The sequence below is a fragment of the Sphingobium sp. genome (assembly GCF_003248505.1).
Lineage (GTDB): Bacteria > Pseudomonadota > Alphaproteobacteria > Sphingomonadales > Sphingomonadaceae > Sphingobium.
Genome location: NZ_QFOA01000068.1, coordinates 1 through 18,895 on the forward strand (window position 1 = coordinate 1; position 18,895 = coordinate 18,895).

The 18,895-nt window shown below is 65.2% G+C and carries 19 protein-coding genes and 1 tRNA gene; 5 read left to right on the forward strand and 15 right to left on the reverse strand.

Annotated features, from left to right (window positions below; all coding sequences use genetic code 11):
• A partial coding sequence (locus tag DI606_RS16050) for a hypothetical protein (RefSeq protein WP_293984800.1) occupies positions 1-199 on the forward strand: 199 nt, incomplete at its 5' end.
• A 100-nt stretch (positions 200-299) separates the two neighbouring features.
• On the opposite strand, the gene DI606_RS16055 is transcribed toward DI606_RS16050, so the two are convergent.
• Complete coding sequence (locus DI606_RS16055; RefSeq protein WP_293984802.1) at positions 300-515, reverse strand: hypothetical protein; 216 nt, start codon at positions 513-515, stop codon at positions 300-302.
• A gap of 191 nt (positions 516-706) precedes the next feature.
• Here DI606_RS16055 and DI606_RS16060 point away from each other — a divergent pair.
• Positions 707-783 (forward strand) — tRNA-Pro (locus DI606_RS16060).
• Between the two features lie 41 nt (positions 784-824).
• On the opposite strand, the gene DI606_RS16065 is transcribed toward DI606_RS16060, so the two are convergent.
• Genes DI606_RS16065 through DI606_RS16125 form a run of 13 tightly spaced genes read right to left on the reverse strand, consistent with a single transcriptional unit; the run spans position 825 to position 12,663 of the window.
• Positions 825-1,574 carry an A24 family peptidase gene (locus DI606_RS16065; RefSeq protein WP_293984830.1) on the reverse strand — a complete coding sequence of 250 codons (750 nt, stop codon included), beginning with the start codon at positions 1,572-1,574 and terminating at the stop codon, positions 825-827.
• Positions 1,568-2,290 carry a type II secretion system protein N gene (gene gspN, locus DI606_RS16070; protein ID WP_293984805.1) on the reverse strand — a complete coding sequence of 241 codons (723 nt, stop codon included), beginning with the start codon at positions 2,288-2,290 and terminating at the stop codon, positions 1,568-1,570. The genes DI606_RS16065 and gspN overlap by 7 nt, the downstream gene beginning before the upstream one ends.
• Entirely contained in the window at positions 2,287-2,775 is a 489-nt protein-coding gene (gspM, locus tag DI606_RS16075; RefSeq protein ID WP_293984807.1) for a type II secretion system protein M, read from the reverse strand. Before gspM ends, gspN begins: the two co-directional genes overlap by 4 nt.
• On the reverse strand, positions 2,772-3,890 hold the full coding sequence (gspL, locus tag DI606_RS16080) for a type II secretion system protein GspL (protein WP_293984809.1): 1,119 nt from the start codon (positions 3,888-3,890) through the stop codon (positions 2,772-2,774). Before gspL ends, gspM begins: the two co-directional genes overlap by 4 nt.
• Positions 3,887-4,876 (reverse strand): type II secretion system minor pseudopilin GspK, encoded by a 990-nt coding sequence (gspK, locus tag DI606_RS16085; RefSeq protein WP_293984811.1) that lies wholly within the window; start codon positions 4,874-4,876, stop codon positions 3,887-3,889. The genes gspL and gspK overlap by 4 nt, the downstream gene beginning before the upstream one ends.
• Positions 4,869-5,510, reverse strand: coding sequence for a type II secretion system minor pseudopilin GspJ (gene gspJ / locus DI606_RS16090; RefSeq protein ID WP_293984832.1), 642 nt, complete (start codon positions 5,508-5,510; stop codon positions 4,869-4,871). The genes gspK and gspJ overlap by 8 nt, the downstream gene beginning before the upstream one ends.
• A 35-nt stretch (positions 5,511-5,545) precedes the next feature.
• Positions 5,546-5,908, reverse strand: coding sequence for a type II secretion system minor pseudopilin GspI (gene gspI / locus DI606_RS16095; RefSeq protein ID WP_293984813.1), 363 nt, complete (start codon positions 5,906-5,908; stop codon positions 5,546-5,548).
• On the reverse strand, positions 5,901-6,371 hold the full coding sequence (locus DI606_RS16100) for a GspH/FimT family pseudopilin (RefSeq protein WP_367119485.1): 471 nt from the start codon (positions 6,369-6,371) through the stop codon (positions 5,901-5,903). Before DI606_RS16100 ends, gspI begins: the two co-directional genes overlap by 8 nt.
• Positions 6,343-6,867 (reverse strand): type II secretion system major pseudopilin GspG, encoded by a 525-nt coding sequence (gene gspG, locus DI606_RS16105; protein ID WP_293984814.1) that lies wholly within the window; start codon positions 6,865-6,867, stop codon positions 6,343-6,345. The genes DI606_RS16100 and gspG overlap by 29 nt, the downstream gene beginning before the upstream one ends.
• A 10-nt stretch (positions 6,868-6,877) precedes the next feature.
• Positions 6,878-8,095, reverse strand: a complete 1,218-nt coding sequence (gene gspF, locus DI606_RS16110; RefSeq protein WP_293984816.1) for a type II secretion system inner membrane protein GspF — start codon at positions 8,093-8,095, stop codon at positions 6,878-6,880.
• Positions 8,088-9,626, reverse strand: a complete 1,539-nt coding sequence (gspE, locus tag DI606_RS16115) for a type II secretion system ATPase GspE (RefSeq protein ID WP_293984818.1) — start codon at positions 9,624-9,626, stop codon at positions 8,088-8,090. Before gspE ends, gspF begins: the two co-directional genes overlap by 8 nt.
• Entirely contained in the window at positions 9,623-11,827 is a 2,205-nt protein-coding gene (gspD, locus tag DI606_RS16120) for a type II secretion system secretin GspD (protein WP_293984820.1), read from the reverse strand. The genes gspE and gspD overlap by 4 nt, the downstream gene beginning before the upstream one ends.
• Positions 11,824-12,663: a type II secretion system protein N gene (locus tag DI606_RS16125; protein ID WP_293984822.1), complete on the reverse strand. Its 840-nt coding sequence runs from the start codon at positions 12,661-12,663 to the stop codon at positions 11,824-11,826. The genes gspD and DI606_RS16125 overlap by 4 nt, the downstream gene beginning before the upstream one ends.
• Positions 12,664-12,802: 139 nt before the next feature.
• Here DI606_RS16125 and DI606_RS16130 point away from each other — a divergent pair, with 139 nt between their 5' ends.
• The 3 genes from DI606_RS16130 to DI606_RS16140 all read left to right on the forward strand — a co-directional run bounded on the left by DI606_RS16130 (position 12,803) and on the right by DI606_RS16140 (position 18,047).
• Positions 12,803-13,453, forward strand: a complete 651-nt coding sequence (locus DI606_RS16130) for a 2OG-Fe(II) oxygenase (RefSeq protein WP_293984823.1) — start codon at positions 12,803-12,805, stop codon at positions 13,451-13,453.
• 205 nt (positions 13,454-13,658) lie between these two features.
• Entirely contained in the window at positions 13,659-15,260 is a 1,602-nt protein-coding gene (locus DI606_RS16135; protein WP_293984824.1) for a hypothetical protein, read from the forward strand.
• Between the two features lie 87 nt (positions 15,261-15,347).
• Positions 15,348-18,047 carry a TonB-dependent receptor gene (locus DI606_RS16140; RefSeq protein WP_293984826.1) on the forward strand — a complete coding sequence of 900 codons (2,700 nt, stop codon included), beginning with the start codon at positions 15,348-15,350 and terminating at the stop codon, positions 18,045-18,047.
• 92 nt (positions 18,048-18,139) lie between these two features.
• On the opposite strand, the gene DI606_RS16145 is transcribed toward DI606_RS16140, so the two are convergent.
• Positions 18,140-18,526, reverse strand: coding sequence for a tetratricopeptide repeat protein (locus DI606_RS16145; RefSeq protein ID WP_293984828.1), 387 nt, complete (start codon positions 18,524-18,526; stop codon positions 18,140-18,142).
• Positions 18,527-18,895 lie beyond the last annotated feature (369 nt).

The following is an 18,895-nucleotide window of genomic DNA, read 5'->3' on the forward strand; positions in this document are numbered from 1 at the left end:
TGTTGTTTTCGCTTCGGCCAGCCTGATGGCCCTCGCCGCTTGCGGTGAGAAGCCGGCCAACGAAACCGCGAACGCTTCGAACGCCGTCGTCGAGAACGTCGTCGAGAACGCCACCAACGCGGCCGAGAACGCTGCGAACGCCGCCAACGCTGCCGCCAACTCGGCGAACGTTGCTGCGAACGCTTCGAACGCGATGTAATCTTCGCGCAAGCGAGATTTTTGGAAGGGCGGGCTGCATATGCGGCTCGCCCTTTTCAATTTGGGGCCTTCGCCGCGTGTGGCGATGATGTCATCAAGCTCTAAAAGCGCGACAGGCGCGGATCGTCGCTGCATACAAGTTCGTAGTCGCGTTCGCATTGCGGTTCCCCGGCAAGGATCGGCAGGCCGAGAAACTTGGATCCACAAACGGTCTTTCGGGTCGTGAGCTTTTCCAGACATGACGGGCCTAATAACCATCCCGCCGGAAAGGTGCCGGCTTCTATGCTGTCGTCCAGAAACGCCTGCATCTGCGCCACCAGCCGCTGCGATCGTGCATTTGCACCGAACATGCCTGCCTCATCGTCGAATCATGTCTGGCAAAGGGTGTCGCCCCATCGACTTAATGTCTACTCAATAAGTTGAGAATTGCGGCGAACGGTATAATCTTTGCGGGCAACGACGAGCGCCGTTGCGTTATCCGCCGCAAGACCCTAAGGGCAGCGGCGGCCGGGGAGTAGCGCAGTCTGGTAGCGCGCCTGCTTTGGGAGCAGGATGTCGCAGGTTCGAATCCTGTCTCCCCGACCATTTCTCTCAGACATGGGTCTAGCCGGCAGCTTGCCGCTCGATCAGATGCGCAGCAAAGCGCTGGCGGCGATCCAGCCGGGTATCGCCGCGACAGCAAGGAACGTGCCGAGCGGCAGACGTGCCTTGGCCGATGTTGCGCGGCCCGTGGCGAGAGCGATGGCGAGTCCCATCGATGCTGCCGACAGCAGAATGAACGGCAATGCCTGCCAGCCGAACCAGGCCCCGAGCGCGGCGAGCAGCTTAGCGTCACCCAATCCCAAGCCGTCCCGTCCGCGCAGCCGGCGATAGACCAGCGATAGAAACAGCAGCGCTCCATATCCCGCCGCAGCGCCGATGACACGGTCGGCAAAGGCCGCCGGGGTTAACCATGGCCCAACGGTCAGCCCCAGAAAAGCGAGGGGAAGCGTCAAGGCATCGGGCAACCAGAAGTGCCGCCAATCGAGGATTGCGAGCGTCAAAAGCAGCCAGCCGAGCAAGGCCCAGCCCGCGCCTTCCATGCCGGGGGACAAGGCAGCAGCCAAGACACCGATGGCAGCGCAACTCAGTTCGACCGAAAAATGCAGCGAATCGATCGGCGTTCCGCAGGTCCGACACTTGCCTCCGCTGGCAAGCGCGCTCACCAACGGAACCAACTCGTGGGGTCCGAGCACTCGCCCACATCCGTCGCAGGAGGATCGCCCGCGCATCACGCTCCTGCCTTGCGGCCAGCGGAGGATGAGAGTGGCAAGGAAGCTGCCGGCTACAAGTCCGGCGAGGCCACCGAGCAGCAGCGCTGGGCCGAAAGTCACAATGTGCCTTCGACCTTCAGCAAGCGAGTCGCCCCGGCCTGGGCAAAACCGGCCTGCTCCAGCGCTGCCGCCAGCGTCGCATCGGCGGTTTCGACCCGCATTTCCGCGACATACCGCCCCGAGCGCCAGAGCCGCAGGTCGATCCTTTCGAGGCCGGACTGGCTGACGAGCGGCAGGAGCAAGGCATCGCCGTCACACGTCACGACGCCGCTCAAGCCCTGCGACAGGTTGAGGCCGGGAAACTTCCCCGCCATTCGTGCGCGCACGCGGCCTTCCGCATGACCGCACCGGTCTTGCGCGAAATAGCCGCTGACATCCTCCAGCATCAGGCTGGAAACGGGCAACGGCGCAAATGTGCGTCCGAGCGGCACAACGCCAGTCACGTCGTCGATACCGATCCGACCGAAACCGACGGTCAGAGCGCCGCGCACATCGTCGGGAAGCCCCTTCGTCCGCGCAATGTCTAAACGCACGCGTCCGGTCAGCAAGGCAAGGGGCGACACGCCCGCACGCACCGTGCCGAGCGGCATCCGCCCCAGCATCAACTGGTCTATTCGTCCGCTCCAGATCGTTCCGCGCACTTCGCGCGCGGCAACGCCCAGCCGTTCCAATCCCGCCAGCCCCAATGCCAGTCGCAGCGGCAGGAACGCCGCCAGGCCGAGCAGCAATGTTGCCACCAAAGCGATGCGCATCTGCCGAGACAGTTTCAGCCCCATCATCGCGCCTCCCCCCGCACCAGAACCGCCTGCACCGACACGCTGCCTGCCGTGGGAGACGGCCGTACAGCCATGGTGTCGACTCGCACGTCCTGGCCCTCCAGCCGTGCCAGCCAGGAAAAGAGCGCCACGGGCCGGACCGAAGCGATGGCTATTTCTATTCGGTTCGCGCCCTGTGCCTGCGCGCGCTCCAGCGTCAAGCCTGCCTCTCCCGCGCCCTGCCCCACATATTGATCGAGCGGCGTCGCGGGTCCGGGGGCGGCGGGGTTACGCGGCAGAGTGCGCAATTGCTTGACCGCAGCGCGAACCGCCGCGCTACGATCGGTCGCGTCGAGCAACGACTGGCGCGCATTGCGCTGAGCCCGGTCGAGCGGCAGCGCTATGCCCAGCCACAGGATGACGGCGGCAAACAGCGCGAACATGACGCCCAACATCCAGCGCTCGCGGGGAGAGCGGTCGGTCCAGAAAGTTGCGATCCGGGTCATCATGGGCGCACCGTGATATCGGCGAGCGTGCGCCCGCCCGGGTCTTGCGAAGGAGTTGCGGTGATCGTGAAACCGGCGGCCTGCAGCGCCAGCAGAACGGTGTTGATGTCGTCTGCCTTGGCCGCCGCAATCGTGGCGCGGACCATCCCGTCGGGATCGCGCGACAGGCTGGTGAGCGAAACGCCGGGCGCATCCTGCATCGCGGCGAACAGGGCGGCAACCGGTGCCGTGAAGGCACGGCTGCCTGCTCCGCGTGCGGCGAGGCGGCTTTCCAGCTCGGTCAGCGCCTGTCCTGCGTCGGTCGCGCCGGGCAGCACCTGTTGCGCCAATGTCAGGCTGTCGCGGTCGAGCCGAGCGGCGGCCAGATGCTGTTTGACGATCGGTGTCAGCGCGGTGGCCAGGCATAGTAGCAGGACAAGCGCGCTCAAGAGGACGATGCGGCCCAATCGCTGCTTGTCGATGGTCGGGCGGACGCGCTTGGCGAAATCGCCCTGACGCAGATCGAGCGGAGGGGTGTCCAGCGCCGCGATCGCCCGGCTTTCGACAGTATCGGGCGACAGGTCCGTTATCGTCGATTCACCGGTCAGGGCTGGGAAAGCCATGTCCTGGGTCAACGCCATGTCGCATCCGCGCAAGACCGCCTCGCCCGCGACGGTGCCGCGCGTGAAGCCGGTTTCAGGTTCGGGCAGCAGTAGCGGCGCGGGCACGATCGTATCCGGGTCCAGCCCGTGATGCTGCGCCCAGAGCAGCCAGGCCTGCATGTCGGCGCGGGCGGCGACCGCCACGATATGCGGCTTTGCCGGATCTGCATTGCCATCGGTCGCGGCGAAAAGCTGGTCCGGGGGGAGCACCGCACCTGTCAGGGCGGCAAGGCGCGCCGCCGCCCGCCCCTGCCGGACGGGAAGATCGGGATGCGCGATCCAGTGCAGCGTCACCATGGCGGCGGGGGGAACGAGCATCACCCGCGCCTTGTCGGGCAAGGCGGATATCCCGCACGCGGCCAGCCAGTCGGCGCCCTCGCCCGACTGCACCGCAGCCCCTTCCACCACGCGCGTCCAGCGGCACGGTCTATCCGCGTCTTCCGACAGATAAAGGATCAGGGCGTCCCGGCTGCTCATGCACTGCCGCCCCAGTTGGTGCGCACGATGCGGACAGGGCCCTGTCGCGCATCGATCAGCGCGCGCTCCACCACCTGCGTTCCCCCCACAGTCACCGAAATCGTCACTCCAAAAAAAACGGTCGTCAACTTGACCTGTTCCTGCACGTCCATAGGCGGGGTCAAGCCGGCACGCGATGGCTCCTGCCAGAAGCGGTTGGTGCTGCCGTAACCGTCCGCCGGGCGCCTTGCCAGCCATTGCCGCGCCTGCGCAACACTCAACCGGCCCGGCAGAAGCATGGCGAGAAGCGGCCCCTGATCGGGCAGCAGCGTATTGACGTTGATGGGCGAAAGCGTCGCGACCGGCAGGGCGCATATCCATGGCCGCACGACATCGTAGATGGCGGGCGTGATTCCGGCGACCGCGCGCAGTTCGCTGGGGTCGACCATCAGGCGATTGGCCGCGCGATAAGGGCGCGGTGCCTGCGCATAGGTTTCGTCCTCCGCCCCGCCGGGCTGCGGTACGCTGTCGCTGTCGATCCAGTCGGCCAGCCCCGCCGCCGCGCCCTGCGCCTGCCGCGCATCGACACCCAATGCCTGGAGCAACGCCTGAAACTGGGTGACGCCTGCGGGCCGCACGGCAAGTGCCGCTTCGCTCTCGCCAGCGACGACGCTATTGAGGTTGAAGCAGTTTCCGGCGTCGGTGACCTGCGCGGTGGCGATGCCGCCGGGCACCGGGATGGTCTGGGGCGTTCCGATCCATCCTCCGGCAAGCGTCATCTTCGCCGGGTTCGCCGCGACCAGGTCCTGTATGCGAAGCCGTGCGACGGCCATCCCGGCGTCGGCATAGGCGCGCGCCTGATCGACCGCACCGCCATTGCCCGTCATCCGCGTGGCAAGAGCCACTCGTTCCAACGCGGTCGACGCGACGACCGACATGACCGCGACCAATAGCAGGACGGTCAGCAAGGCCGCGCCCTCCTCTCCTTTCCTGCGGGGATCAGGCACCAGCGTCTCCTGCCGGGTCTGGACGTTCGGGCGGGCCTGGCGCGACCAGAAAGCGCAGCGTGACCGGGGGTTCGCCGGTGCGCGCGATTGCCATTTCCACCGCGCGGGGGAGAAGGTCCGGCTGCGTCGGGGTCCAGTCGGGTCGCCACTTGCCCTGCGCGTCGCGAAACCGCAACGCGACCGTTTCGACATGGTCGAGCAGCGCGGCGGGATCGTCGCCCGCCGCGCCATCCAGCTGCGCATAGGTTCGCCGTTCCAATCGGCCCTGCCGCACCCAATATTCGACCTTTTGCAAGGACGGGCGCGGCAGGTCGCCCAGATTGTCCCAGCCGCCGCGCACAAATTGCAGGATCGGCCGTGCCTCCCCTTCGCCATGTGCCCAGAAAGCCGGCGCGAGCGTGCCTGTTTCGGTCCGGGTGACGCGCGCGACCGCCTGCCCCAGGTCCGCCGTCAGCGCGCCTCCCGCCCTCTGCACTGCGGCCATGTCATCGAGCCGGGCCTTGACCTGCGCCTGCGCCGATACGCTGTTGCCAAGCAGCATTACCCCGGCGGCAGCCAGCATCGCAAAGATCGTCAACGCGACAAGCATTTCGATCAGCGTGAAGCCGTGTTCGGCGGAACGCATCGAAGACATGAAGCCGTTTTCGGCATGGCGGCGGCGGTCATCGGTCATTCGACCGCCCGCACGAAACTGAGCGCGGAAGGGGATGCGCCCGGCTGCCCATCGACGATGAGATCGACTTGCAGCAGCCGCCTGTCGTCCATCGGCCTGACCGCGCGCCGCCAGTGCCAACGCCGCCCGCCATTTGTAACGTTGCCCTCCGCTTCGCCGATGGCAGGCGGGATCGGATCGGTCTGCACCTCGACCATCAGGTTGCGCGCGACGATCTGGCCCAGCGCCTTGCTGTCGAGATCGGCGGCGGTCCGCAGCGTCACGCCCTGAAGCCGCACAAGCGCCAGCGCCGCCAGGCTGAACACCGCCAGCGCGACCAGCATTTCCAGCAGGGTAAACCCGGCCTCTTCCCTATCCACCGACCGTGACCTTTCCCGCCATGTCAACGGATACCGCCACGCGCTCGCCCTCGCGCGCGAGCGTGACGGTCAGCGGATCGGTGGGGAGGCCGGTGCCGTCGAAAGCGATCTGCTGTCTGCCGTCCCGGCCGACGAGGGCGCGCGTTCCGCTTTTCCAGTCGGTGTCGGTGAAGGGTTTTTCGGAGAACGGGACCCACGCCTGTCCATCGCGCCGCTCGAAGCCATAGCCAGAAGCGGAAACCCACAGGCCCATGGGGCGCGCCGTCACGACCGCTTCGTCGCGCGCGGCGGCGACGCGCGCGGCGAAGCGGTCGGCATCCTCCACCACCCGTCCACGCGGATCGGGGATGGCAAGCACGACGGCCGCCGAAATGAAGCCGATGATCGTCAGGACGACCATCAGCTCCAGCAGCGTAAAGCCGGACTGCCCGCGATCAAAGCGCGCTGGAGTGGATGTCCGCATTCTCGTTCTCGCCGCCCGGCTGGCCGTCCGCGCCCAGCGAGCTGATGTCGAAAGCACCCTTGCTGCCCGGCACCGTATAGACATAGGCGCGCCCCCACGGATCCTGGGGCAGCTTCTTGATATAGCCGCCGCGGCGGTAGCGCTGCGGCTGCGGGAGGGACGGCGGGGGGGCGACGAGCGCCTGCAAGCCGTCGGAGGCGGAGGGATAGGACAGGTTGTCGAGCCTGTACTGCTCCAGCGCCTGCTCGATGGTGGAAATGTCCGCCTTCGCCTTCTCCACGCGCGCGGTGTCGGTCGCGGGAATGACGTTGATCGCCACGATCGTCGCGAGCAGGCCGATGATGACGATGACCACCATCAGTTCGACCAGCGTGAAGCCGTGTTCGGCGGAACGTTCGTCGAAGAAATTGAAGCCGTGCTCGGCGGAACGCCCCTTGCAGGCCGTGCCCTCTTCTCCTTCATGTGCCTTAACGGCAGGATTATTGCGATTAGGCATAGAGTCTCCGTCAAGCCCCCGTGAGGCTTTGCAGCTGCAGGATGGGCAGCAGGATGGACAGGATGATGACGGCAACGATGCCGCCCATCAGGATGATGATGATCGGTTCCAGCATGGCGAGCGCGGCGGACGTGAAGCTGTCGAATTCCCGTTCCAGATAGTCGGCTGCGCGTTCCAGCATGGTGTCGAGCCGTCCTGCGCTTTCCCCGCTTGCCGCCAGATAGACGAGCAGCGGCGGAAAGACTCCCGCCCGACGCAATGCGGCGGACAGGCTGCCGCCGCCCCGGATCGCCTCTACGATGTCGTCAGACGCGCGGCGCAGCACGCGGTTGTGAACGGTGTTGGCCGTGAGCGACAGGCCTTCCATCAAGGGCAGTCGGCTCGCCACCATGGTCGAGAGCGTGCGCGCCATGCGGGCGGCGTGCAGATCGCGGATCAGGCGACCGAGCAGCGGCAGCGACAATAGCGCCGCGTCGAACCGAAAACGGAAAGGTTCGACCTTCAGCATCCGCCAGAAGAGAAGGCCAGCCGCCGCCACCAGGAGCAGGAGCATCCACCACCAGGCCGCGAGAAACGCGGACAGTCCCATGACGATCCGGGTCAGCAGCGGCAGTTGCTGCCCGACCGTATCGAACTGCTCCACCACCTTGGGCACGACGAAGATCATGAGGGCCGCCACGACGCAGACGGCGAAGATTGCCAGCACGCTGGGATAGGCTATCGCGGTCAGCACTTTCGACCGGATCACCGCCTGCCGTTCCATGAGGTCGGACAGACGCTCCATGATCGTCGGCAGGCTGCCGGAGCTTTCCCCGGCCGATATCATCGCGCGGTAGAGGGGCGGAAAGCTTTTGGGTTCCGCGCCCAGCGCGTCGGCGAGGCGGCGCCCTTCCAGCACGCCGCCATGCACCTTCGCGACGATGGCGCGGACATGATCCTTTTCGCTCTGTCGCCCGATGGTGCGCAGTGCTTCCTCCAGCGGGCTGACCTGGATCAGCGTCGAAAGCTGGCGCGTGAAGAGCGTGAGTTCCTTGGCCGACAGGCGCGGCGCGCGAAGCGACAGCGATGCCCGCTTGCGCGCCGCGTCGGCAGCGCCCGGCTCCAGCCGCACGATGAACAGTCGGCGCGCGTCGAGCCGCGCGCGCGCATCCTCGATCGCGTCCGCCTTGACCGATCCGCTGCGTTCCCGGCCCGCCGGGTCGATCGCCACATAGTCGAAATCAGCCATCGGCGATGGTTTCCACCTCTGTCGCGTCACGGCGCGACACGCGGATCGCTTCCTCCGCCGTCGTCTGCCCGTCGCGCACCAGGGCGCGTGCGGCGGAGCCGAGATTGGGGGCGTTGAGGAAGGCGTGGCGCGCGATGAGCGATTCATCGCCGCCGTCGTTGATGAGGCGGCGGATCGTGTCGTCGACGCGGATCGCCTCGAACACGCCGATCCGACCCTTGTAACCGGTGCCGCCGCATTCCTCGCACCCGCGCGCGCGATAGATGATGGTGCCGGGGTCGAAGCCCAGCAGCGCACTTGCCGACTTGTCCGCCTGCACCGGTTCGCGGCAATGCTGGCACAGGCGACGGACAAGGCGCTGGGCGATGACGGCGCGCAGCGTAGAAGCGAGCAGGAAGGGTTCGACCCGCATGTCGCGCATCCGGGTGATCGCGCCGACCGCGTCGTTGGTGTGAACCGTGGAGAGGACGAGATGTCCGGTCAGCGACGCCTGCACCGCGATCTCCGCCGTTTCGCGGTCCCGGATTTCGCCCACCATCACCACATCGGGGTCCTGCCGCAGGATCGCACGCAGACCCGCGGCAAAGGTCAGGCCGACCTTGGCGTTGACCTGCGTCTGGCCCACACCCTCTATCGCATATTCGACCGGGTCCTCGACCGTCAGGATGTTCCGACTGCCGTCGTTCAACTGGCGCAACCCGGCATAAAGGGTCGTCGTCTTGCCCGAACCGGTCGGCCCGGTGACGAGGATGATGCCGTTGGGTTCGCTCAATCCTTCGCGAAAAATGCGGTCGGGCGCGCCGGTCATGCCGAGCAGGTCGAGGTTCATGCCCGCATTCTCCTTGTCGAGAATGCGCAGCACCACGCGTTCGCCCGCCCGGCTAGGCAGGGTCGAAACGCGCACGTCGAGCAGCTTGCCGCCCAGCGTCAGTCCGATGCGCCCGTCCTGAGGCACGCGGCGTTCTGCGATGTCGAGGCGCGCCATCACCTTGATGCGGCTGACGACAACCGGCGCGACGTGGGGCGGCATCCGCAATGTTTCGCGCAGCACGCCGTCCACACGCATCCGAACGACAAGCCCGGTTTCGTAGGGTTCGATATGAATGTCGCTGACGCCCTGCCGCGCCGCTTCTGCGATGATCCCGTTGATCAGGCGAATGGCGGGCGCGTCATCCGCGCTGTCGAGCAAATCGTCGGCGGTCGGGATATCGGCGGCAAGGATGTCCAGTTCGTCGGCCCCGACCTCGAGCGAACCGGCCATGGCGGCCGCGCTACCTTCCATCGCGTAATGATCCGACAGGTGGCGGTCGAACTGCGCCGGCTCGACGAAGCGGACGTCGAAGCTGCGGGCCAGATGCCGCCGCACTTCGAGCAGGACGCGCGGATCGCTGCCCTCTCGCACCGCGATGGTCAGGCGGTCGTCTTCCGGCGGCAGCATCACCACGCCATGCCTGCGCGCGAAGACATAGGGGATGTCGATGGAACGCGCAGGGGCGCTGTGACCCGGCTCTGCGGGCCCGGTCCCGGTCACTTCCTGCCCCCGCTGGCGGGAACGTCGACGGGACGCACCACGCCGCTCGACTGGCGCACGGTCGGTTCGATCACCTGCGCGGGAGGCGTGACCGACGGTTCTATCACCGTGTCGCCCGCCTGCACTGCAACCGGCGGGGCCGCGCCCATATAGTCGCGCACCAGTTCGTCGATGCTCGGCTCTACGTCGGGATTGCGCCGCATCTGCATGTCGCGAACGTAGCCATAGCGCTGCTGCGTCAGCTTCTGCGCGTCCTCCTTCGACCGCAGGATGGTCGGGCGGATGAAGACCATGAGGTTGGTCTTGGTCCGGCTTTTCGACCGCGACTTGAACAGTTCGCCGATGCCCGGAATGTCGGACAGCAGCGGAATGCGCTCGATGGTGCGCCGTTCGTTGTCGTCGAGGAGGCCGCCCAACGCGAGAATCTCGCCGTCGTCGACCGTGACCATCGTCTCGATCTCACGCTTGTTGATGATGAGGTCGCTGTTGCTGTTGCTGACCGGCCCGGCAACGCTCGACACTTCCTGCTTCAGGAACAGCTTGATCGCGCCGCCGGTGTTGATCTGGGGTTTGACCTCCAGCTTGATGCCGACATCCTGCCGCTGGACGGTGCGGAACTGGTTGTCGAAATTCTGGCTTAAGGCTTCGCCGGTGGTGATCGGCACCTGTTGCCCCACCAGGATCGACGCCTTCTGGTTGTCCATCGTCATGACAGAAGGGGTCGAAAGCAGATTGCTTTCCGTATCGGATTTGACCGCGTTGATGATCGCACCGAAAATGCCGTTCCTGCCGATCTGCGTGCCGAGGCCGCCGATGATGCCAGTCGCGCTTTGCAGGCTGTTGACCGCCGCCTGCTGAAGCGTGTTGGCGAGATCGCCATTTTCCCGCACCTGGGTCGTCGTGCGCGTGCCGTCGGGCGCGACGACGGTGGTGTTCGTCGTGCCGAGGCGGTTCGCGGCATAGGCTCCCGCCAGCGTCAGCAGATTAGGTTGCGCGTTCGAATAATTGGTCGCCGCAAAGCCGGTCGAGGTGCTGCCGATCAGAAATTGCACGCCCAGCTTCTTGGCGGCAGCGTCACTGATCTCGACGATGATGGCTTCCACCAGCACCTGTTCGCGGCGAGTGTCGATCTGGCGGATGGTTTCGCCCAGCATCCGCTGAACGTCGCTGTTCGCCGCAACGATGATTGCGTTCGCGCCTTCGTAGCGAGTGACGATTGCAGGGCCGCGAGTCGAAATGCCGGTGCCGCCCGTGCCGGAAGCGGGCGCGGCGACCGGCACCGCCGCCTGGGAGGCGGGGGCCGCGCTGCTGCCCTTGGCCGCTGAGGGCGTATCGGACGACACCGGTTGCGTCGTCGATTGCCCGACCAGTTGCTGAAGCACGGGAAGCAGCTTTTCAGCGTCGGCATGTTCAAGCCAGTAGACGCGGATTTCGGTGCCGCTCGCAGCCTGTTGGTCGAGCTGGCGCGCCATCGCCACGAGGCGCGCGACCGTTCCCGCGTCGCCCCGGATCGCGACCGAATTACTACTGTCGATGGGGACCACCGTGGCCGTGGCGGGCGCAGCATTCTCTCCCCCGCCCCCGTTCGCGACCAGCGCCTGGAGCGAAGTCGCGATCTCACGCGCGCCTGCGTTCCGGAGGGTGACCATCTGGGTCGCCGCATTGTCGCGATCGATGCGCGCAATGACCTGCCGCACCCGCGCGACATTGTCGGCATAGTCGGCCACCACCACGCTGTTACCCGCGCGGTTGGCGGTGACGGACCCTTCGCGGCTTACCAGCGGACGCAAGGTTTCCAAAGCGCTTGCCGCGTCGATGGAACGCAGGCGGAAGACTTCCGTCACGAAGCTGTTGCGGTTGGCGGCGCGTCCGACGCCGCTCGGCTGGCCTGCGGCGCCATCCACCGGCTGGATGCGGTAGGCCCCGCCCGGCGCGGGCACGGCGACAAGGCCGTTGGCGCGCAGGGTAGACAGGAATATCTCGAAATATTCGGAGCGGCTGAGCGGCCGGTCGGTGACGACCGAAACTTTCCCCTGCACCTTGTTGTCGATGATGAAGGTGCGCCCCGTCACACGCGCCGCGTCCTGGATGAAGGCGCGGATATCGGCGTCGCGGACATTGAGCGTCTGCTGCGCCATCACGGGCAGCGGTGCTGCAAGTGCCAGCGCCATGGCAGCGGTAAAAAGCAGTTTGCGGGTCATGGGCCTTGCACGATGAGGTTGACCGAGGCGGTGGACGCGCCGCGCTCCACGGTCAGGGAAAGGCGCGCGCCGGGCGCGATCTGATTTTGGAGCGACGCGATGTCGCTGACCGGCAGGCCGTTCACCTGCGCGATGATGTCGCCGGGACGGAAACCGGCACTGGCGAAGGCGGGGCCGCGCGACTGCACGACCAGCCCGGTGACACGCCCGTTCTCCAGCCGTGGCGCAAAGCCGATGTCGCGCTTGAGGCTGTCGACGGTTGGGCCGCTCCCGGCAGGTGCGGCAGGCTGGGGCGCAGCGCTCTGCCAGCCGTTTGCGGATTGTTCCGGAGCGGGCGGCACGGCGGCGGACTGGTCGAGGAAGACCTGCTCCTCCGCGCCGCCGCGATCGATCGTCACATGGTCGAAGGCAACCGCCTTCAATACGACGCCGGGCAGGATCTCGTCCCCGACCGCAAAGCTGTTCTGCACACCGTCCGGCCCCGCGACGATCGCCGATCCGAGACCGGACCCTTCGTTAAGCCGGATGCCATAGACGGTAAGCGCCAGCGAGGTGACGACGCCACTCGCAGGCTGCGCCGCGCCGGTGCGGAAGAAGGGATCGAAGCTGCCGAAGAGAAGCTGCCGTGCCGAAGGACTGAGCAATTGCGCCTGCCGTCCCTCCCACGGGCCAAAGCTGCCGACCGGAACCGCCACCGCCCACGCCAGCCGCACAATCGCAAGTGCCAGCAGAATCAGCAGGCCATTTTCCAGCCACGCCATCCAGTCGATGGGCGCAGCGACCGAACGCCGCCCACGCGCCATTCTTTCCAACCTGTCGCCAAATGGCACCCGCATGACGTCGACCGATCCCCCCGATGGATGGCAGCCTGCTACGTACAAGGGATGACGCCCAGATGACTTTATAATGACATTTAAATGACAGTCCCGGACCGGCTTGCAATCGGGCGCGGGGCAGGTAGCTAGACTGTCCTGCATGATCCACGATCAAGCCGCCCCTGCCGCCGCCGATGGCGATCCCGCCTGGATGAGCACCCATCCCCATATCCAGCGCGTCCCGAGCCGCGACCTGACGTTGTTCATTCAGCGCGACTTCCTCGACCCCGACGATTGCGCCGCCCTGATCGCGCGGATCGACGCGCAACGTCGCCCCTCCACCATCGCGGATGCCAATGGCGACCGCGCCTTCCGGACCAGCGAAACGTGCGACCTCGACCATGCCGATCCGCTCGTGGCCGCAATCGATATGCGGCTGGACGCTTTTGTCGGGATCGCCAGCACCTTTGGGGAGCCCATTCAGGGCCAGCGCTATGACGTGGGGCAGGAATTCAAGCCGCACACCGATTATTTCGATCCCAAGGGAGCGGATTTCGCGACCTATTGCGCGGTGGCCGGCAATCGGACGTGGACGCTGATGATCTATCTGGATCAGCCGACGGCAGGCGGGGCGACACGGTTCACGAAGATCGGCAAGACGATCCAGCCGCAGACTGGCAAGCTCGTCGCGTGGAACAATCGCCTGCCCTCCGGCAATCCCAACCCTGCCAGCATCCATCACGGCATGAAGGTGCGCAGCGGCGTCAAGCACGTCGTCACCAAATGGTATCGGGAACGCCCTTGGGGCTGACGGCCCGATTCGCTACTGACCTGGTGCGCTCGTCACGCAAACGTCACATCATAGTCTCTGATTTGTCATCGAACCAAAATGTTGATGTCATCTGCAACGCCTAGGTGCCGCTCCCGAGGGCGACAGGGGGCGTTGTCCGAATCGGTTTTCCCCTGCTGCTCCGCAATTCAACAAACCCGGCGAATAGGGCCGGAGCGGAGACGACATGGCCAAGATCAACCGTATTCCTACCATCCTGATGGCAAGCTGCGCCTGCATCGGCCTGAGCGCCTGCGGGGCGGACGATATCGCGTCGCCAGGCGAAGGCACCATCGTCATTCCCGCGCCGACCCCGACGCCCACACCGACTCCTACGCCAACCCCTACCCCCACGCCCACGGCTGTGACGCCCGCCGCGAACTGCCCCAGCATCGCCGGTCCGGACCAGCTTGCCAATCTCGGCACCATTTCCGACGCGAGCGGCAACACCTGGCGCAACTGCGCCTTCCCCGCACGCTTCACCGCGTCGACGGCGATCGCGAAGACCCCCGGAGTCATCTATTCGTTGCCGGGCCGCGTGGATGTCGGCACCGATCAGGGACCGTCGAGCACCAACAGCGTCGTCACGCTGAACATCGATCCGGGCGTCGTCGTGTTCGCCTCGACCGGCAACGCCTATCTCGCCGTCAATCGCGGCAACAAGCTCAATGCCGTCGGCACCGCCACGCAGCCGATCATCTTCACGAGCCGTGAAAACGTGACCGGCGCTGCCACCGACCAGTCGTCCGGCCAGTGGGGCGGCGTCGTGCTGCTCGGTCGCGCGAAGATCACCGACTGTCAGGCTCCGGCCGCCGCGCCCGGCACCGTGGCGTGCGAGCGCGATACCGAAGGCACCAGCAACGCGCTCTACGGCGGCGCGAACGACGCCGACAATTCGGGCCGCATGTCCTATGTCCAGATCCGCTATTCCGGTTTTGTCCTGGCGGACGGCAAGGAACTGCAGGGCCTGACGCCTTCGGGCATCGGCACCGGCACGCAGCTCGACCATATCCAGATCCACAACAGCTCCGACGACGGGATCGAAATCTTCGGCGGCGCGGCGAACCTCAAATATCTGGTGCTGACCGGCAACGAAGATGACAATCTCGACACGGACGTGGGCTTCCGCGGCACCGCGCAATATCTGATCTCGGTGCAGCGCGCGAACAACAATATCGGCGATACCTTCCTCGAAACCGACTCCAACGGTTCGAGCACCAACAGCAACGCCAGCGAGGACGCCCTGCCCCGCCAGTATCTGAAGGTTGCGAACTTTACCCATATCCAGCGGTCGAACACCGGCGACGACGGCGCTTCGATGCTACTGCGCGGCGGCGCCGATCTGACGCTGGTGAACGGCATCATCGTCAGCCCCGACCAGAGCTGCCTGCGCATCAACGGCGCAGCGGCGGTGCGCGACGCCGACACGGCGCTTCAGGACGCGGGCAAGCCGCGCTACCTCTCTGTCGTGATGCAGTGCAACGGCACCCCGTTCAAGGGAACGGGCAGCGGCGTCGACGCGGCGCTGGTGCAGTCGATCTTCACCGCCGGCGCAAACAACAGCTTCACCTATACGCCGTCGCTGACCAGCCTGTTCATCAACGGCCCGACCGAAACCGCCCGCACCGCGATCGATCCCAAGACGATCGACAGCGCGTTCAACACCACCAACTATGTCGGCGCGGTCAAGGACAGCAACGACAACTGGTACGCAGGCTGGACCTGCAATTCGGTGACGGCGAGCTTCGGCAGCACGTCGAAGGCCTGCACCGCCATCCCGACGACCTGATCGACCCGCTACCTCAACAGGGGCGGGGGAGCGTGGCATCGCTTCCCCGCCCCCTTTTGCACAGAATTTCCCAAGGGGGACTATAGCATGTCGAAGCCGCTCAGCCTGGCGCGCCTGCTCCTGATTTCCACGGCCCTGTCGGCACCCGCCGTGTCGGCGCAAACCAATCCTTCCGGCGCGTCCAGCGCGGGCGCCGGCGACGCGGGCATGACGACCACGCCAAGCGCCGCCGACGAAGCTGCCGCGCAGGAAGGACGCGTCGACGTGTCCATTCCCGGTGCCGACATCGTCGTGACGGGCCGGCGCACCACCAATGTGTCGCAGGCCGCACCGCAGGTCGTGAACGTCCTGTCCGCCGCCGACATCAAACGGACCGGCGAAGGCGATATCGCCGGATCGCTCCAGCGCGTCACCGGCCTGTCGGTCGTATCAGGCGGCTATGTCTATGTCCGCGGTCTTGGCGACCGCTATTCGCTCGCGCTGCTGAACGGTTCGCCCCTTCCCAGCCCCGAGCCGCTCAAGCGCGTCGTTCCGCTCGACATCTTCCCGACCAGCGTCATCGCATCGACCCTGGTCCAGAAAAGCTATTCCGCCAACTTCCCCGGCGAATTCGGCGGCGGCGTCATCAACCTGACGACCAAGGCGATCCCGACCGAATCCTACCTGGAATTCGGCGTCGGCAGTTCGGCCAACACCGAAACGTCGGGGCAGATGGGTTATACCTATTATGGCAGCAAGTCCGACTGGACGGGTTTCGATGACGGAACTCGCAACCTGCCGTCCCGCCTGCGGTCGATCATCGACAGCGGCGTGCCCTTTTCCAACCAGAAGCGGTCGGACATCCAGGCTGCCGCGATGCAGCTTCAGAACAGCAACACCTCCGTTCTTCAGCGCACGAACAGCCTGCCTTTCAACTTTTCCGGATCGGTGAACGCAGGCACGGCAATGGACATCGGCGGCGACGGTCGCCTCGGCGTCATCGCCACTGCGTCCTACAGCAACAAATGGCGTACCCGCTCTTCGCTGCAACAGGCGTCACTGAACGTCGAACAGGGCGCAGGCCGGAATTTCACGCAGGTGAGCACCGACAATCAGGTGACGGTGAACGGCCTGCTGGGTATCGGTCTGGAACTGGGCAAGCAGAAGATCCGCTGGACCAACCTCTACATCCGCGACACTTTGAAGCGCGCGGCGCTGGCGGTCGGCACCAATGACGGCCTGATCCAGGGCGCCGATTATATGAACCAGAATACGGCCTGGTACGAGCGGCAACTGATCGACACGCAGGTCGTGGGCGAATTCAAGCTGGGCGACGTCAGCCTCGACATGCGGGGCGGCTACGCCAATTCGCAGCGCGAAGCGCCTTATGAGCGTGAGTTCGTATATGTTCGTTCGAACCGGGCGCTGGCGACCGATCCGGTGGGCGACCGCTTCGTGAACGCGCTCAATCGCCAGCGCGGCGATGCGTCCGTTACGTTCAGCGATCTGAACGAGGATCTGTGGTCGGCAGGTGCGGACCTTACCTACAAGGCGACGCCCGATATCACGCTGACCGCCGGATACGCGTTCACCGACACCAAGCGGACGTCATCGCGATACGAGCTGCATTATGACGCGGTGAACCTGCCCATCCCCGTTCAGCAACTGCGTCCCGACTATCTCGTGTCGGATGCGACCATCCGGTTGTTCGACCTGACGCTGCTCGACTTTTCCAGCAATTATCCTGTCTACGATGCCGCGCTGCGCGTCCATGCAGGTTATGCGCAGGTCCAGGTCGAACCGGTTGCGGGCGTGTCGATCAACGCAGGCGTCCGTTACGAAAAGGGGCGCCAGTCTGTGACCGGCGTGGACGTCTACAACACCGGGATCACACCCCGGAATGGCATCAACAAGGAATATTGGCTGCCTGCCGTCACGCTTACCGTCGAAGCGGCGAAGGGGCTCCAGTTCCGCGCGAGCGGTTCCAAGACGATCGCGCGGCCGCAGTTCCGCGAACTGATCGCCCAGCCGTTCCTCGACACCGAATCGAACCGCTTCTATCGCGGCAACCCCTTCCTTCAGGACAGCGAACTCTGGAACGCGGACATCCGCGCCGAATGGTATATGGGCCGGGACGAGAGGATCACGGCGGCGGCCTTTTACAAGAAGATCGACAATCCGATCGAAACATACACCACGATCACCGATACCTACAACGTCACGACCAGCTTCGCCAACGCGCCCGAAGCCACGCTCTATGGCGCGGAGTTCGAGCTTCAGAAATATGTCCCGCTGGATCGCATGGATTCGACCTTCTTCCAGAGCCGGCGCATCGCGCTGATCGGGAACTACACCTACACCCAGTCGAAGCTGAAGGTGAAGGAGGGCGACACCACCATCCCCTATACCTTCACCACCGGACCTCTTCCGGCGGCGTCGGACTATTTCCTGAACGGCGTACCGCTGACCGGTCAGTCGGATCATCTGGCGAACATCCAGATCGGGCTGGAAGATACCGACCGCCTGTCTCAACAGACGTTCTTGCTGACCTACGCCAGCCCGCGCGTGACCAGCCGCGGCCCGAACCTGCAACCCGATATCAAGGAAAAGCCCGGCTTCACGCTCGACTTCGTGGCGCGGCAGGCAGTCAAGCTGCCCGGCGGCGTCAACAGCGAGTTCAAGTTCGAAGCGCGCAACATCACCGGTCGGAAGTTCCAGGAATTTCAGGAAGCCGGCGGAAACAAGGTGTTCTATAACCGGTACAAGATCGGCACGACGATTGCCGCATCGCTGACCGTGGCGTTCTGATCGCGAAGACCGCGCTCCAACATGCGAAAGGCCGGGAAACCCCCGGCCTTTCGACATTCCACCACGGATCGAACGATCCGGCCGGGACTCAATCACCGCATCGCATAGGCCGGGTTCAGTCGGGTCAAGGCCTTCTGTGCCACCGCGCGCGACGATCCTTCGGTGCCGTCCGCCAGGATCAGCGTCAACTCAGGGGCCGACCGGGCGGCGCGATAGGCTTCGCGCGCCTGTGCCATCCGACCGAGACCGGCATAGGCATTGCCGAGATTGATGAGCCGCGCCGGGTCGTTTTCACCGTAGACACGCATCGGTTCGAGCTTGCGTCGCGCGGCCTCGAACTGCCCGTTGCCAATGGCCTTCGCAGCGAGCCGCCCATCGGGCACCCCTACGACGACGAGGTCCTGCCCGTCGGCGGCAAGCGCCATAGCGGGCATGATCGCCGCCAATGCCAGCCCCATGAATGCCGCCGCTTTCAACATCTCCCGATCCTCCAAAAAACCTTCCACTATAGTGAGGATTATTTCATCTTGATGACATTGGCGCAATAGCACGGAATTGTCGGCGAAAGAACTTTTACACGTTGCTAATCAATAGCTTATCATTTTTACGCATCATTGTCATAAAAGCGTAATCGAAACGCGAACCCCATCCGAGCCCGATTCGCGGCGAATGCGGGCGTGAACGATGGTCAGCTATTCGGTGCGTCGGGGATGGGAGTGGGAGGCTTCTGTTGCCCGGTGCCTCCCGTACCGCTGAATTCCCTTCTGTTGCCCGGTGGGTTCAACCGCGCTATTTTAGAGTAATGTCAGGCCGTGAGGCCCTCAATTACGCTGCAATGGCGAGTGCTT